Source organism: Kitasatospora sp. NPDC001664 (genome assembly GCF_053596675.1).
This window is the reverse complement of record NZ_JBSFGS010000023.1, coordinates 86,892-99,651: the sequence shown is the minus strand read 5'-3', so window position 1 is coordinate 99,651 and position 12,760 is coordinate 86,892. Positions and strand designations below refer to the sequence as shown.

The following is a 12,760-nucleotide window of genomic DNA, read 5'->3' as shown; positions in this document are numbered from 1 at the left end:
GCTCCTCAACGACGGTCGGGGACGGAGGGGTTGGGCATGGCGGGGAGGGGGGATCGGCACGGCGGGTGAGGCGTACGCGCGAGGTGCACGAGGTCAGGCGTACGGGGTGAGGCGTACGGGGTGGGGACACAGGGGTTGGTGGGGCGGCGGCGCCGAGCCGTGCGCCCCGGCCGAGTCGGGAGGTGTCGGGAGCCGGGGCGTCGGTGGTGGGGCGTCCGCCGCCGGGGGTCAGTTGACCTGGCGGTCGCGGCCCTCCCAGTAGGGCTCGCGGAGCTTGAACTTCTGCAGCTTGCCGGTCGTGGTCCGGGCCAGTTCGGAGCGGAACTCCACCGAGGTCGGCGCCTTGTAGCCGGCCAGGCGCTCCTTGCAGTGGGCGATCAGCTCGGCGGACAGCTCCTCGTCCGGGGTGGCGGCGGACACGCCGTCCCGGCGGACCACCAGTGCCTTGACGGTCTCGCCCCACTTGGCGTCCGGCACGCCGATCACCGCGACCTCGGCCACCACCGGGTGGGCGTAGAGGCAGTCCTCCACCTCGATCGAGGAGACGTTCTCGCCGCCCGTGATGATGACGTCCTTCTTCCGGTCGGAGACGGTCAGGTACCCGTCCGTCAGAGTGCCGCCGTCGCCGCTGTGGAACCAGCCGTCCCGGATCGCCTCCGCCGTCTCGGCGGGCTGGTTCCAGTAGCCGGTCATCACGGTGTTGGAGCGGATCAGCACCTCGCCCTCCTCGTCCACCCGCAGCTCGGTGCCGATCGAGGCCGACCCCTGCCGCACCAGCCGTTCGGCCCGCTCCAGCGGCGGGAGCCCGTCCCACTCGGCCCGGCCGCGGTTGACGGTGGCGATCGGGGAGGTCTCGGTCAGGCCGTAGATCTGCATGAACTCCCAGCCGAGCTCCTCCTCCACCCGCTGCACCACGGAGGTGGGCGGCGGCGCCCCGGCGACGATCATCCGCACCCGGTCCCGGCCGGGCACCGGCCCGTCCCACTCGGCGGCGGCCGCCAGCACCGAGGCCACCACGGCGGGGGCGCCGCAGAGGAAGGTGACGCCGTGCCGGTCGATCCGGCGCAGGATCTCGGCGCCGTCCACCTTGCGCAGCACGACGTGCTGCGCGCCGAGGCCGGTGAGGGCGAACGGCATGCCCCAGCCGTTGGCGTGGAACATCGGCAGGGTGTGCAGGTAGACGTCGCGGTCACTGGCGCCGAAGTGCAGGCCCATCAGCACCGCGTTCAGCCAGAGGTTGCGGTGGGTGAGCTGAACGCCCTTGGGGCGGGCGGTGGTTCCGCTGGTGAAGTTGATCGTCGCGGTGTCCGACTCGGCGATCTCGTACCGCACCGGCTCGCGGTCGAAGTCGTACAGCTGGGCGTCGCTCTCCGCGCCCAGCACGAAGCGGTGCTTCACCGGGACGCCGGTCAGCGCCTCGTCCAGCTCGGGGTCGACCAACAGGGCACTGGCGCCGCTGTGTTCGACGATGTAGGCGACCTCCTCGGCCCGCAGCCGGAAGTTCACCGGGACCAGGATGCGGCCGTGGCCGCTCACCCCGTAGAGCGAGGTCATCAACCGGGCGGAGTTGTGGGAGACGATCGCCACCCGCTCGCCCGGCCCGATGCCCAGCCGGTCCAGCCCGGCCGCCTGGGCGCGGGCCAGCTCGGCCACCCGTCGGTACGTCAGGTCGCCCCAGGACTCGGCGGGTTGGAGGGGTTCGTCGACGATCCCGATCCGGTCGCCGTAGACCGTCTCGGCCCGCCGGAGGAAGTCCATCACGGTGAGTGGAGTCTGCATGGGGCACACTCTGCCGCGCGGGCCGCCGCACCGACAGGGGGCGTACCCCTTCCGGCCCACCGGCACCAGGGGGCCGCCCCGTCACTCCTGCCCGTACCGGGGGACGGACCCGTCACTCCTCGGGCACCAGCCCCAGCTGGCTCATGAACTCGAACTGGTCGAAGTAGAGCCGGTACTCGACGATCCGGCCGTCCCGCACGGTGGCCAGGTCGCAGCCGCGGATCCTGATCTCCCGCTGGGTGGGCGGCAGTTTCGAGCCGTCGGGCATCGTCAGCGGCCCGGTGTTACGGCCGGTGTAGTAGCCCTCGTCGATCGCGGTGTCACCGGCCTCGTACGTGGCGGTCGCTTCGAAGCGGGCGTCCGGGACCGACTCCGTCATGTCCCCGAAGTAGTCCACCAGGGCCTTGCGCCCCCGCAGTTCGGGCTGGTCCGGGGTCGACGCGACCACGTCCTCGGCGAGGCACTCGCCGAGCGCCTCCAGGTCGGGCGTACCGGTCACCGCGGCGGTCAGGCGGTCCATGAGCTCGCGAGCCTCGCCCATGGCGACCACCTCCTCGGTCAAGAGGGGAAGTGCCTCCCATTCTCCTCCCGGGACGGCCCCGGGTCGCGCCCCCGCGCGGTCCCCCGGTCGCGGTCCCGGGACGGCCGCCCCCGCTCCCGGGACGCCCCCCGGGGCCGGTGCCAGACTGGGAGGGCGGGGGCCGGACGGCGGCGAGGGAAGAGCCGATGGACACCAGCACGCAGGTGGACGTCAGGGAGCTGCGGCGCGGGTTCCGCGGCCGGCTGGTGCGGCCCGGGGATCCGGAGTACGAGGAGGGCCGCCGGATCTGGAACGGCTCGATCGACCGCCGCCCGGCCCTGATCGCCTACTGCGCCGACCCGGCGGACGTGGCCGCCGCGGTCCGCTGGGCCGCCGCCCGGCACGCCGACGGCGACGGCCTGCCGGTGGCGGTCCGCAGCGGCGGGCACAGCTTCTCCGGCCAGTCGCTCTGCGAGGGCGGCATCGTGATCGACCTCTCCGGGCTGCGCCGGATCACCGTGGACGAGCAGGCCGGTACCGTCCGCGCCCAGGCCGGGGCGCTGCTCGGAGAGCTGGACGCGGCCACCCAGCGGGTGGGGATGGCCGTCCCGTCCGGGATCGTCACCCACACCGGCCTGGCGGGGCTCACCCTCGGCGGCGGGATCGGCTGGCTGATGCGCAAGTACGGCCTGACGGTCGATCAGCTGCTCGGCGCCGAGCTGGTCACCGCCGGCGGCGAGCGGGTCCGGGCCGACGCCCGGGAGAACCCGGAGCTGTACTGGGGGCTGCGCGGGGGCGGAGGCAACTTCGGGGTGGTCACCGAGTTCGAGTACCGGATGCACCCGGTCGGGCCGGCCGTGCTGGCCGGGCCGCTGTTCTGGCCGGTGGCCGACTCGGCGCGGCTGCTGCGCTTCTACCGGGAGTGGATCGAGGAGGCCCCGGACGAGCTGACCACCGCCGTGGTGCACCGCACCGCGCCGCCGCTGCCCGGCGTACCGGCCGAGCTGGTCGGGCGGTTGGCCGTGGTGGTGATGTGCTGCTGGGCCGGTGACCCGGAGCGGGGCGAGAAGGTGCTGGGCCCGCTGCGCCGCTTCGGCCCGCCGGCCGCCGACCTGTGCCGCCCCAAGCCCTACCTGGAGCACCAGGCCTCGCTGGACCCGTCCTTCCCGGCCGGGCGCTGGTACTACTTCAAGTCCTGCGACGTGGCCCGGCTCTCCGACGAGGTGATCGAGGTGACGGCCGAGCACGCGGCGCGGATCGCCTCCCCGCTCACCAGCTTCCCGATCTTCCAACTCGGCGGCGCCATCGCCCGGGTGGGCGAGGACGAGACCGCCTTCAGCGGCCGCGGCGCCGGGCACACCTTCAACATCAACGCCACCTGCGCCGGCCCCGAGGGCTTCGAGGAGGAGCGGGCGTGGTCCCGCGGCCTGTGGCGGGCGCTCGCCCCGCACCACACCGGCGTGTACGTCAACTTCCTGATGGAGGAGGGCGAGCAGCGCGTCCGGCAGGCCTACGGCGAGGCGAAGTACCGGCGGTTGCGGGAGCTCAAGCGCGCCTGGGACCCGGGTAACCTGTTCCGGCTCAACCAGAACATCAGACCGGATCCGCCGGACACACCAGACTGAGGAGCCATCAGGTGCCGCACGCCTCCTGGGCCGAACTGACCGCGTACCGTTCCCGGCTGCGGGGCTGCCTGCTCGGCGGAGCGATCGGCGACGCGCTGGGCAACCCGGTGGAGTTCCGCTCCCTCGCGGAGATCCGGGCCTCGTACGGACCGGCCGGGATCACCGGCCCGGTGGCCGACCACGAGGGCGTGGTCGGGCGGATCACCGACGACACCCAGATGACGCTCTTCAGCGCCGAGGGCCGGTTGAACGGCTACCGCCGGGCCCGGGACCGCGGCATCACCGGCGCCGAGGGCGAACTGGTGCTGGACGCCTACCTCCGCTGGCTGGACACCCAGCAGCTCCCGGCCCCGCCCCCGGCCGAGGGGCTGCGGCACCGGAGCGGCGAACTGCGGCTGGAGCCCTGGCTCTACGCCCGCCGCGCCCCCGGCAACGCCTGCCTCTCCGGCCTGCGCAGCCCACAGGCCCCGCACCCGTACGCGAAGCTCACCGGCGCGCCCGGTCCGGTCAACCCGGACTCCAAGGGGTGCGGCACCGTGATGCGCTCGGCGCCGTTCGGCTTCACCCTGCAGGGCGCCGAGCACTCCTTCCAACTGGCCGCCAACTGTGCCCAGATCACCCACGGGCACCCCACCGGCTACTACGCGGCCGGGGCCTTCGCGGCGATCATCAGCCACCTGGTGGACGGGGAGTCGCCGCTGGGCGCGGTGCTGCGGACCCTGGAGCTGCTGCGGCGCCACCCCGGGCACGAGGAGACCTCCACCGCGCTGCGGCGGGCGGTCGACCTGGCGGAGGAGGGCGAGGCGAGCGCGGAGCAGCTGGAGCGGCTCGGCCAGGGCTGGGTGGCGGAGGAGGCGCTGGCCATCGGCGTCTACGCGGTGCTGGCCCGGACCCGCCCGCAGACCTACAGCTACGGCCACGGCCCCACCGTCTGCGACCCCTCCCCGGCCCGCACCCCGATCGAGGCCGCCCTCCTGCTCTCCGTCAACCACTCCGGCGACAGCGACTCCACCGGCTCCATCGCCGGCAACCTGCTCGGCGCCCACCACGGCGACGTCCGCCTGCCCCTCCACTGGCTGAAGCGGATCGAGGGCCGCGCGGTGATCGCCCAACTGGCCGACGACTTCGCCGCCGAGGTGCGTCCGGGCGAGGACCGCCCTTGGGAGCACTGAGCCCCGGCGCCGTGACGGCGGGCGGGTGGGGGAGCTCCGGCGCACTCGTGGGGGTGGAAGCGGAGGTGATCGCTCCGCCGGGCGGGTGACGGGGGCTCATGGGGCGGGCGGGGGGTGCCGATTCAGGTGGAGTCCCGTACCGACCTCGGAGGACTTCATCATCATGCGTACGACTCTTGCCAAGATCACCGCTGCCGCCGCCCTCTGCGGCTGTGCCCTCGTCATGGGCGCGGGCGTGGCCTCGGCCCACGACCACTGCCGCCACTCGCACGGTTCGCTGGCCGTCGGCGGCAACGCCGTGACCGTGGGCGACGGGTCCGCGCTGGCCGTCGGCGGTGACGTCGACGCCGCCGGTGACGCGGGCGCGGTCGGCGGCGACGCCACGGGCGGCGGCGAGGCCGGCGCGGTGGGCGGCGACGCCAAGGGCGGCGAGTTCGCGGGCGCCGTGGGCGGCGACGCCTGGGCGGAGGGCCCGGCCGCCGCGATCGGCGGCGACGCCGAGTCGCTCTGCGAGGACGCGTTCGCGGTCGGCGGCGACGCGCTGGGCTACTGAGCCCGGGCGCGTAGGGCCTCAGCACGGGCAGGGGCCCGGCCGGTGATCCGGCCGGGCCCCTGCGGCGCGTCACGGGCGCGGACGGTCCGTCAGGTGGCGGAGCCGGCCGCCGCGCCGGTCTTCAGGTCGGCGCCCCAGCGGGCCAGCTCGGCGTGCAGGTCGAGGGAGCGCATGCCGGCCCCGTCCTCGGCGGAGGGCCACTCCTCGCGCGGCACCCGCCACATCACCTCGAACTCGATGCCGTCCGGGTCCTTGGCGTAGAAGGACTTGGAGACCCCGTGGTCGGTGGCGCCGACGATCGAGCCGGTGGCGCTCAGCCTGGTGGCGATCTCCGCGAGCTCGCCGAGGGTGCCGACCTCCCAGGCCAGGTGGTACAGCCCGACGCTGCCCCGGCCGGGGGAGGGGGCCTGCTCACCGACGGCGAAGAGGCCGAGGTCGTGGTCGTTGAGGGTGTCCTCGGCGCTCAGGAAGGCGGCGCGGCCGGGGATCTCGACGTCGACCTTGAAGCCGAAGGCGTTGGTGTAGAAGGCGACCGAACGGGCCACGTCGCGGACGTAGAGGACGGCGTGGTTCAGGCGACGGACTGGCATGGCTGGCTCCTGCTCCGAGAATCTGGTTCAAATTTGAACCTGACATACGTCACGGTACACCTTGGTTCGAATTTGAACAACCGGTAGAATCGGCGGCATGGACGAGCCCAGATGGTTGGACGACGAGGAACAGGTGGCTTGGCGGGCGTTCGTGGTCGCCAGCAACCTGATCGAGCGCCGCCTGGAGCAGCAGCTCAAGGAGAGCGCGGGCCTGTCCCACACCCAGTACGAGATCCTCAGCCAGCTCTCCGAGGCCCCCGGCCGCTCGCTCCGGATGACCGACCTGGCCGACCGCCTGGTCACCTCCAAGAGCGGCCTCACCTACCAGATCACCCAGCTGGAGAAGGCCGGCCTGGTCGGCCGCCGCTCCTGCTCCAGCGACGTGCGCGGCGTCTTCGCCGAGCTCACCGAGTACGGCTGGCAGGTCCTGCGCGAGGTCGCCCCCGGCCACGTCGCCACCGTCCGCGAGGTGCTGATCGACGTCCTCACCCGGGAGCAGCTGGCCGTGCTGGCCGAGGGCCTGGGCACCGTCAGCGGACGCCTGCGCTCGGCCGATCGCTGACCCCCTGTCATACTCCCCCCGGCACGGGACGTCTCCAGGGGGGAGTGGCACGGTGTTGATGTGGTGGGTGCGCGGGCTCGGGCTGGCGGTGTACGCGTTGGTGCTCGCGGGGGCGGTCCTGGCGGTCGGGACGCCGGAGGGTCCGCCGGCGGCCGTCGGGGTGGCTCCGGCGGTGCTGGTGCTGCTCTGGCTGCGGCTGGCGGTGCTCCGGCGGTGGCGGGCCGAGAGCCGCGGCGACGCCCCGGCCCGGCGGCCGGTCCGGCTGACCAAGGGGCCCTCGTTCGACGAACTGACGGCCCGCCACCTGTCCCGGGCCCGGCGGCCCGTCCGACTGCACCCGGACGGGCCCGAGCTGGTGGACTTCGACCGCCCGGCCTGGGTCTGGCTGCGCTCGGTGGCGGTCTGGCTGCTGCTGGTGCCCGTCGGGGCGGCGCTGGCCGGGACGGACGCCACGGCGGTGGTCCGGTCGGACCAGGGGTGGACGCTGACGGACCGTGACCTGACCGCGGCCGGTGCCGGGCTCTTCCTGGTGCTCGCCGCGCTGCTGCCCGCGGCCCTGCCGGGCGGCGCGGACGGCCTGCACCGGGTCGCCTGGTCGACCGGGGCGCAGACGGTGCACACGCTGGTGGTCACGGTGGCGGTGCTGCTCGTCGCGGTGGGCGGAGCCGCCTCGGCGGTGGTGGTCTGCGCCGGGCTGCTCCTGCTCCACCTCGGGCTGGACGTCCGTGCCGCGCTGGTCCGTTCGGCGCGCTGATCCTCGCGGCGCGGGGCCCGGCGGTGCCGGCCGGTGGTTGCGGATGCCGGGTGGCAGGGCGTGCCTCGCTTCTCGACGGGGATGCGGAACCGGTCCGCCCGGGTCGTTCCGGTGCCGGTCCAGGTGGTCATCCGTGCGGGCCGGAGGGTCCGCGCGGAGGCGAGCCTGACGGGCCGTCACCCTCGCGGGCGCGAGCTCAGGGCAGCGTGACGGCGCGTACGCAGAGGACGTCCGGGAGGTGCTGGGCCAGCAGGCTCCAGCTCTCGCCCTCGTCGGCCGAGCCGTAGACCTCGCCGTTGCGGTTGCCGAAGTAGACGCCGGCGGGGGAGGCGTCGTCGGTGCACAGCGCGTCGCGCAGGACCACGCCGTAGTGGTCCTCGCCGGGGAGGCCGGTGGCCAGCGGCTGCCAGGTGGCGCCGGCGTCGGTGGTGCGGAAGACGCGGCAGCGGCGGTCCACCGGGAGGCGGGCGTAGTCGGCGTCGAGCGGGAAGAGGTAGGCGGTGCCGCCGTGGTGGGGGTGGGCGGCCAGGCCGAAGCCGAAGGTGGCGGGGAGGTCGGTGCCGATGTCCTGCCAGTGGCCGCCCGCGTCGTCGCTGCGGTAGACCCCGCCGTGGTTCTGCAGGTAGAGGCGGTCCGGGTCGGCCGGGTCGACGGCGACCTTGTGCACGCACTGGCCGAACTCGGGGTACTCGTCCGGCAGGAAGGTGGCCCGGATGCCGGTGTTGGAGGGCTGCCAGCTCTTGCCGCCGTCGGTGGTGCGGTAGACGCCGCCGGTGGAGACCGCGACGGTGACCGCGTCCGGGCTCCGACGGTCCGTCAGGATCGTGTGCAGGCCCTGGCCGCCGAAGCCGGCCGCCCACTCGGCGCGCTGCGGGTGGGCCCAGAGGTTCTCGTCCAGGGCGAAGCTCTCGCCGCCGTCGGTGGAGCGGAACAGCGCGGCCGGCTGGGTGCCCGCGTACACCACGCCGGGCGCCTCCGGGCCCGCCGGGTGGAGCTGCCAGACCCGCTCCAGCGAGGTGCCGGTGTGCTCGGGGAAGCGGACGGCGGGGGTGGTGGGCTCCTGCCAGGTGGCGCCGAGGTCGTCGGACCACCAGACGGACGGGCCCCAGTGGCTGCTGTCGGCGCCGGCCAGGATGCGCGGGCGCTCCGGGCGGCGGTCCACGGCCACCGAGTAGATCGCGTTCATGGGGAAGTGCGGGCCGGTGAAGTCCCACGTGCGGCGGTCGCGGCTGCGGCCCAGGAAGAGGCCCTTCTGCGTTCCGACGGCCAGCAGTGACTCGGTCATGGCGTACCACCTGGGGGAGAGGTCGTTGGCGGCGCCAGTCTGCTCCGGGCGGGGGGTGGTCGCACGTCAGCGCGCCGGGAATCGGGGAGGGTGGTCGATGGTTTATGATTCAACAAGTACCTGAGAGGAGCCGTACCGATGGCCACCACCACCGACGTCCGCCGCGCGGCCGACCGCTTCCACACCGAGGCGCGCTGGCTCGACTCCCGCCACTCCTTCTCCTTCTCCCGGCACTGGGACCCGGCCAACACCCACTTCGGTCTGCTGCTGGTCTCCAACGACGACGTGGTGGCCCCCGGCACCGGCTTCGACACCCACCCGCACCGGGACATGGAGATCGTCACCTGGGTGCTGGAGGGCGGCCTGGTGCACCAGGACTCCGAGGGGCACAACGGCGTCATCTACCCGGGCCTGGCCCAGCGGATGAGCGCGGGCGCCGGGATCCTGCACAGCGAGAAGAACGACTCCTGGACGCTCACCGGGCAGCCCGAGCACCAGGACCCGGTCCGCTTCGTCCAGATGTGGGTCATCCCGGACACCGCCGGGATCGCCCCCGGCTACGAGCAGCTGGACATCAACGACCAGCTGGCGCAGGGTGGTTGGACCGTCCTCGCGTCCGGGATGGGCAAGCACGCCGGGCAGCGCGCGATCGGCATCCGGCAGAAGCACGCCGCGCTGCACGTGGCCCGGCTGCGCCCGGCGGAGACCGTGGACACGGCGACCGCGCCGTTCGTCCACCTCTTCGTCGCCAAGGGCGAGGTCGCCCTGGAGGGCACCGGCCTGCTGCACGAGGGCGACGCCGCCCGGATCGCCGCCGCCGAGGGGCAGCGGATCACCGCCGGGGCGGCGGGCGCCGAGGTGCTGATGTGGGAGATGGACGCGGCGGTCAGCTTCTCCTGACGGGGGCCCGGGGGAGGCATGCGAAGCAGTCGGCATTGGTGGGTATGCGAAGGAACTGCCGCCGGGGGAGTGACAGGTCGTCAAATGGACTGGTAGGAAGGTCAGTCCGCGCTGTCGCGGAGCGCCTCCAGTAGCCGCAGCCAGACCTCGCTGACCGTCGGGTACGCCGGGACGGCGTGCCAGAGCCGGGCCACCGGCACCTCGCCGACCACCGCGACGGTGGCAGAGTGCAGCAGCTCCGCCACCCCGGGACCGACGAAGGTCGCGCCGACCAGCACGCCGCGGTCCAGGTCCACCACCAGCCGGGCCCGCCCCCGGTAGTCGTCCACGTAGAGCGAGGCGCCCGCGACGTGGCCCAGCTCGTGGTCGACCGCCCGGACCCGCAGCCCGGCCCGCTCCGCCTCGGCCAGGCTCAGGCCGACCGCCGCCGCCTCCGGCTCGGTGAAGACCACCTGCGGTGCCCCGGCGGTGTCCGCGCTGGCCGCGTGCGCGCCCCAGCGGGCGGTGTCCAGCGGCTCGCCGGCCGCCCGGGCGGCGATGGCCGCGCCGGTGATCCGGGCCTGGTACTTGCCCTGGTGGGTCAGCAGGGCCCGGTGGTTGACGTCCCCGGCCGCGTACAGCCAGCCCCCCGGCACTCCCTCGACCAGGCAGGTGTCGTCCACCGGCAGCCAGCGGCCCGGCTCCAGGCCGACGCTGGCCAGCCCGAGGTCGTCGGTGCGCGGCACCCGGCCGGTGGCGTACAGCACCTCGTCCGCCGCCACCGAGGAGCCGTCGGCCAGCGAGAGCGTCACCTCCCCGCCCTGCCGGGCCAGGCGCACCACCTCGGCACCGAGCCGGACGTCCACCCCGGCGGCCCGCAGGCCGTCCGCCACCAGCTCACCGGCGAACGGCTCCATCCGGTCCAGCAGTGTCCCGCCGCGCACCAGCAGGGTGACCCGGGAGCCGAGCGCCCGCCAGGCGGTGGCCATCTCCACCGCGACCACCCCGCCGCCGACCACCGCCAGCCGGCCCGGCACCTTGGCCGAGCTGGTCGCGTCCCGGCTGGTCCACGGATGGGCCTCGGCCAGCCCCGGCACCGGCGGCAGCGCGGCCCGCGAGCCGGTGCACACCGCCACCGCGTGACGGGCCGTCAGCACCCGTACCCCGTCCGGCGTCTCCACCTCCACCCGCCGCTCCCCGGCCAGCCGGCCGTGGCCCCGGACCAGGTCGATCCCGGTGTCGTGCAGCCAGGTCACCTGGCTGTCGTCGTGCCAGTGCCAGGTGAACTCGTCCCGCCGGGCCAGCACCGCCGCCGCGTCCAGCTCCCCGGTCACCGCCTCCCGCGCACCCGGCAGTGCCCGGGCGTGGGCCAGCGCGTGGGCCGGGCGCAGCAGCGCCTTGCTCGGCATGCAGGCCCAGTAGGAGCACTCGCCGCCGATCAGCTGACTCTCCACCAGCACCGTGCTCAGCCCCGCCGCCCTGGTCCGGTCGGCGAGGTTCTCCCCGGTCGGACCGCCCCCGAGGACCACCACGTCGTACTGCTCCGCCTCGCCGCTCATCCCTGCCCCGCTCTCTCCGTCGGCCCTCCGTACGGGCCCATCCTGCGGGGGGCCGGGCGGCCGGGCCAGCGCCGACGCCGGTGTGTCGCCGAGCGGGAAACCAGGGGCGGGCGCGGTGGGGGCTCTGGCATCATCTCCGTCCGTGCCGATAGCCACCACGTGCCCGAACTGCACGACCGAGCTCCCCGCCGACGACCGCTTCCCGGTCTGGTGCCACGCCTGCGAGTGGAACCTGGTGCCGCCCCGGCCGAAGCCCGACGGCTCGGCGAAGGAGCGTCGCAAGGCCGCCCGGAACCGGGCCCGGGAGGAGCGCCGCGAGCAGGTGGCGCGGCGGCGGGCGGAGCGGCTGTACCACGCGCTGGAGCGCGGTGACGGCCCGGGCGCCGACCGCAACTGGCTGATCGCCGCGGCCTTGGCGGGGGTGGTGCACCTGGTGACGGTCACCGTGGTCCTCGGCTCGCTCTGGCTGGTGGTGACCGGGACCCTGCCCATGCGGCTGGTGGGCTGCCTGGGCCTGCTGATCGGATTCCTGCTGCGCCCGAGGTTCGGCCGGATCAGGACGGACGACTCCTTCCTCACCCGCGCCCAGGCCCCGCAGCTGTACGCCCTGGCCGACCGGGTCGCCACGGCCGTCGGCGGCCGGCCGGTGGACCGCATCAGGGTCACCGGCAGCTTCAACGCCTCCTTCGGCCGGTTCGGCCTGCGCCGCCGCGGCGTGCTGGAGATCGGACTGCCGCTCTGGGCGGTGCTGTCCGCGCCGGAGCGGGTCGCCCTGCTCGGCCACGAGCTCGGCCACGACGTGAACGGGGACCACCGGCGCGGACTCTGGCTGCACTCGGCGGTGGCGGCCGTGCGCGAGTGGCACCTGCTGACCCTGGACGACGAGACGCCCGCGGAGGACGGCCTGGTCAACCTGGTCCAGGCCCTGCTGCTGGTGCCGAGGCTGCTGCTGCAGGTCCTGACGGAGCGTCTGCTGTTCCTGCTGGACCGGCTGACCAGCCGCTCCGGCCAGGGCGCCGAGTACCGGGCGGACCTGCTGGCCGCCACCGTCGCCTCGCCCGCCGCGGCCCGCGGGATGCTCGCCGCGCTGCTGCTCGAACCCACCGCCGAGGCCGCGGTGGTCCGTATCCGCAGCCGGTCGCGCCTGCGGACCTCCCGGCCCGGCCGGGACGGCGGCGAGGCGGTGGCCGAGCTCTGGACCGAGCTGGCCGGCCTGGCGGGCGGACTCACCCCGCGCGAGCGGGAGCGCCGACTGCGGCTGGGCGCCCACGAGTTCGCCGCGGTGGACTCGACCCACCCGCCGACCCACCTGCGGATCGCCCTGCTGGACCGCCCGGTCGAGCCGCGGCCGGTGGCCTTCGGCCGGATCGAGCAGGAGAAGGTGGAGGCCGAGCTCGCCCCGGCCCGCGCCCGGGTGGGCGAGCGGCTGCTGGACGGCTGAGCGGCGCGTCCGGTCCGGACGGTCCCGTCCCGCCGCAGGTC

The 12,760-nt window shown here is 74.6% G+C and carries 12 protein-coding genes; 7 read left to right on the top strand and 5 right to left on the bottom strand.

The window, feature by feature from the left end; genetic code table 11:
• Positions 1 to 228 precede the first annotated feature (228 nt).
• Both ACWCYY_RS28745 and ACWCYY_RS28740 read right to left on the bottom strand, forming a co-directional pair.
• Complete coding sequence (locus ACWCYY_RS28745; protein WP_449797685.1) at positions 229 to 1,779, bottom strand: AMP-binding protein; 1,551 nt, start codon at positions 1,777 to 1,779, stop codon at positions 229 to 231.
• 112 nt (positions 1,780 to 1,891) lie between these two features.
• The gene (locus tag ACWCYY_RS28740) at positions 1,892 to 2,320 is read right to left on the bottom strand and encodes an ester cyclase (RefSeq protein ID WP_449797684.1); all 429 of its coding nucleotides are present in this window, start codon (positions 2,318 to 2,320) and stop codon (positions 1,892 to 1,894) included.
• A 185-nt stretch (positions 2,321 to 2,505) separates the two neighbouring features.
• Between ACWCYY_RS28740 and ACWCYY_RS28735 the strand changes: the two genes are divergently transcribed.
• The 3 genes from ACWCYY_RS28735 (at position 2,506) to ACWCYY_RS28725 (ending at position 5,649) form a co-directional block, all read left to right on the top strand.
• A complete protein-coding gene (locus ACWCYY_RS28735; protein ID WP_449797683.1) occupies positions 2,506 to 3,924 on the top strand; it encodes an FAD-binding oxidoreductase in 1,419 nt (472 codons plus the stop codon).
• A gap of 11 nt (positions 3,925 to 3,935) precedes the next feature.
• Positions 3,936 to 5,096 carry an ADP-ribosylglycohydrolase family protein gene (locus ACWCYY_RS28730; RefSeq protein ID WP_345289021.1) on the top strand — a complete coding sequence of 387 codons (1,161 nt, stop codon included), beginning with the start codon at positions 3,936 to 3,938 and terminating at the stop codon, positions 5,094 to 5,096.
• 163 nt (positions 5,097 to 5,259) lie between these two features.
• A complete protein-coding gene (locus ACWCYY_RS28725; protein WP_345289020.1) occupies positions 5,260 to 5,649 on the top strand; it encodes a hypothetical protein in 390 nt (129 codons plus the stop codon).
• A gap of 89 nt (positions 5,650 to 5,738) precedes the next feature.
• Here the strand turns inward: ACWCYY_RS28725 and ACWCYY_RS28720 are convergent, their stop codons facing one another.
• Entirely contained in the window at positions 5,739 to 6,239 is a 501-nt protein-coding gene (locus ACWCYY_RS28720) for a VOC family protein (protein WP_345289019.1), read from the bottom strand.
• Positions 6,240 to 6,336: 97 nt separating this feature from the next.
• On the opposite strand from ACWCYY_RS28720, the gene ACWCYY_RS28715 reads away from it, so the two are divergent.
• Together ACWCYY_RS28715 and ACWCYY_RS28710 are read left to right on the top strand one after the other, a co-directional pair.
• Positions 6,337 to 6,801 carry a MarR family winged helix-turn-helix transcriptional regulator gene (locus ACWCYY_RS28715; RefSeq protein WP_345289018.1) on the top strand — a complete coding sequence of 155 codons (465 nt, stop codon included), beginning with the start codon at positions 6,337 to 6,339 and terminating at the stop codon, positions 6,799 to 6,801.
• A 52-nt stretch (positions 6,802 to 6,853) separates the two neighbouring features.
• Positions 6,854 to 7,555: a hypothetical protein gene (locus tag ACWCYY_RS28710; protein ID WP_449797682.1), complete on the top strand. Its 702-nt coding sequence runs from the start codon at positions 6,854 to 6,856 to the stop codon at positions 7,553 to 7,555.
• A 196-nt stretch (positions 7,556 to 7,751) separates the two neighbouring features.
• Here the strand turns inward: ACWCYY_RS28710 and ACWCYY_RS28705 are convergent, their stop codons facing one another.
• Positions 7,752 to 8,840, bottom strand: a complete 1,089-nt coding sequence (locus tag ACWCYY_RS28705; protein ID WP_449797681.1) for a WD40/YVTN/BNR-like repeat-containing protein — start codon at positions 8,838 to 8,840, stop codon at positions 7,752 to 7,754.
• A gap of 138 nt (positions 8,841 to 8,978) precedes the next feature.
• Between ACWCYY_RS28705 and ACWCYY_RS28700 the strand changes: the two genes are divergently transcribed.
• Positions 8,979 to 9,740, top strand: a complete 762-nt coding sequence (locus ACWCYY_RS28700) for a pirin family protein (RefSeq protein WP_449797680.1) — start codon at positions 8,979 to 8,981, stop codon at positions 9,738 to 9,740.
• A gap of 101 nt (positions 9,741 to 9,841) precedes the next feature.
• Here ACWCYY_RS28700 and ACWCYY_RS28695 read toward each other — a convergent pair whose 3' ends face one another.
• Complete coding sequence (locus ACWCYY_RS28695; RefSeq protein WP_449797679.1) at positions 9,842 to 11,278, bottom strand: dihydrolipoyl dehydrogenase family protein; 1,437 nt, start codon at positions 11,276 to 11,278, stop codon at positions 9,842 to 9,844.
• A 142-nt stretch (positions 11,279 to 11,420) separates the two neighbouring features.
• Here ACWCYY_RS28695 and ACWCYY_RS28690 point away from each other — a divergent pair, with 142 nt between their 5' ends.
• Positions 11,421 to 12,719: a M48 family metallopeptidase gene (locus ACWCYY_RS28690; RefSeq protein WP_449797678.1), complete on the top strand. Its 1,299-nt coding sequence runs from the start codon at positions 11,421 to 11,423 to the stop codon at positions 12,717 to 12,719.
• The last annotated feature ends 41 nt before the right edge of the window (positions 12,720 to 12,760 follow it).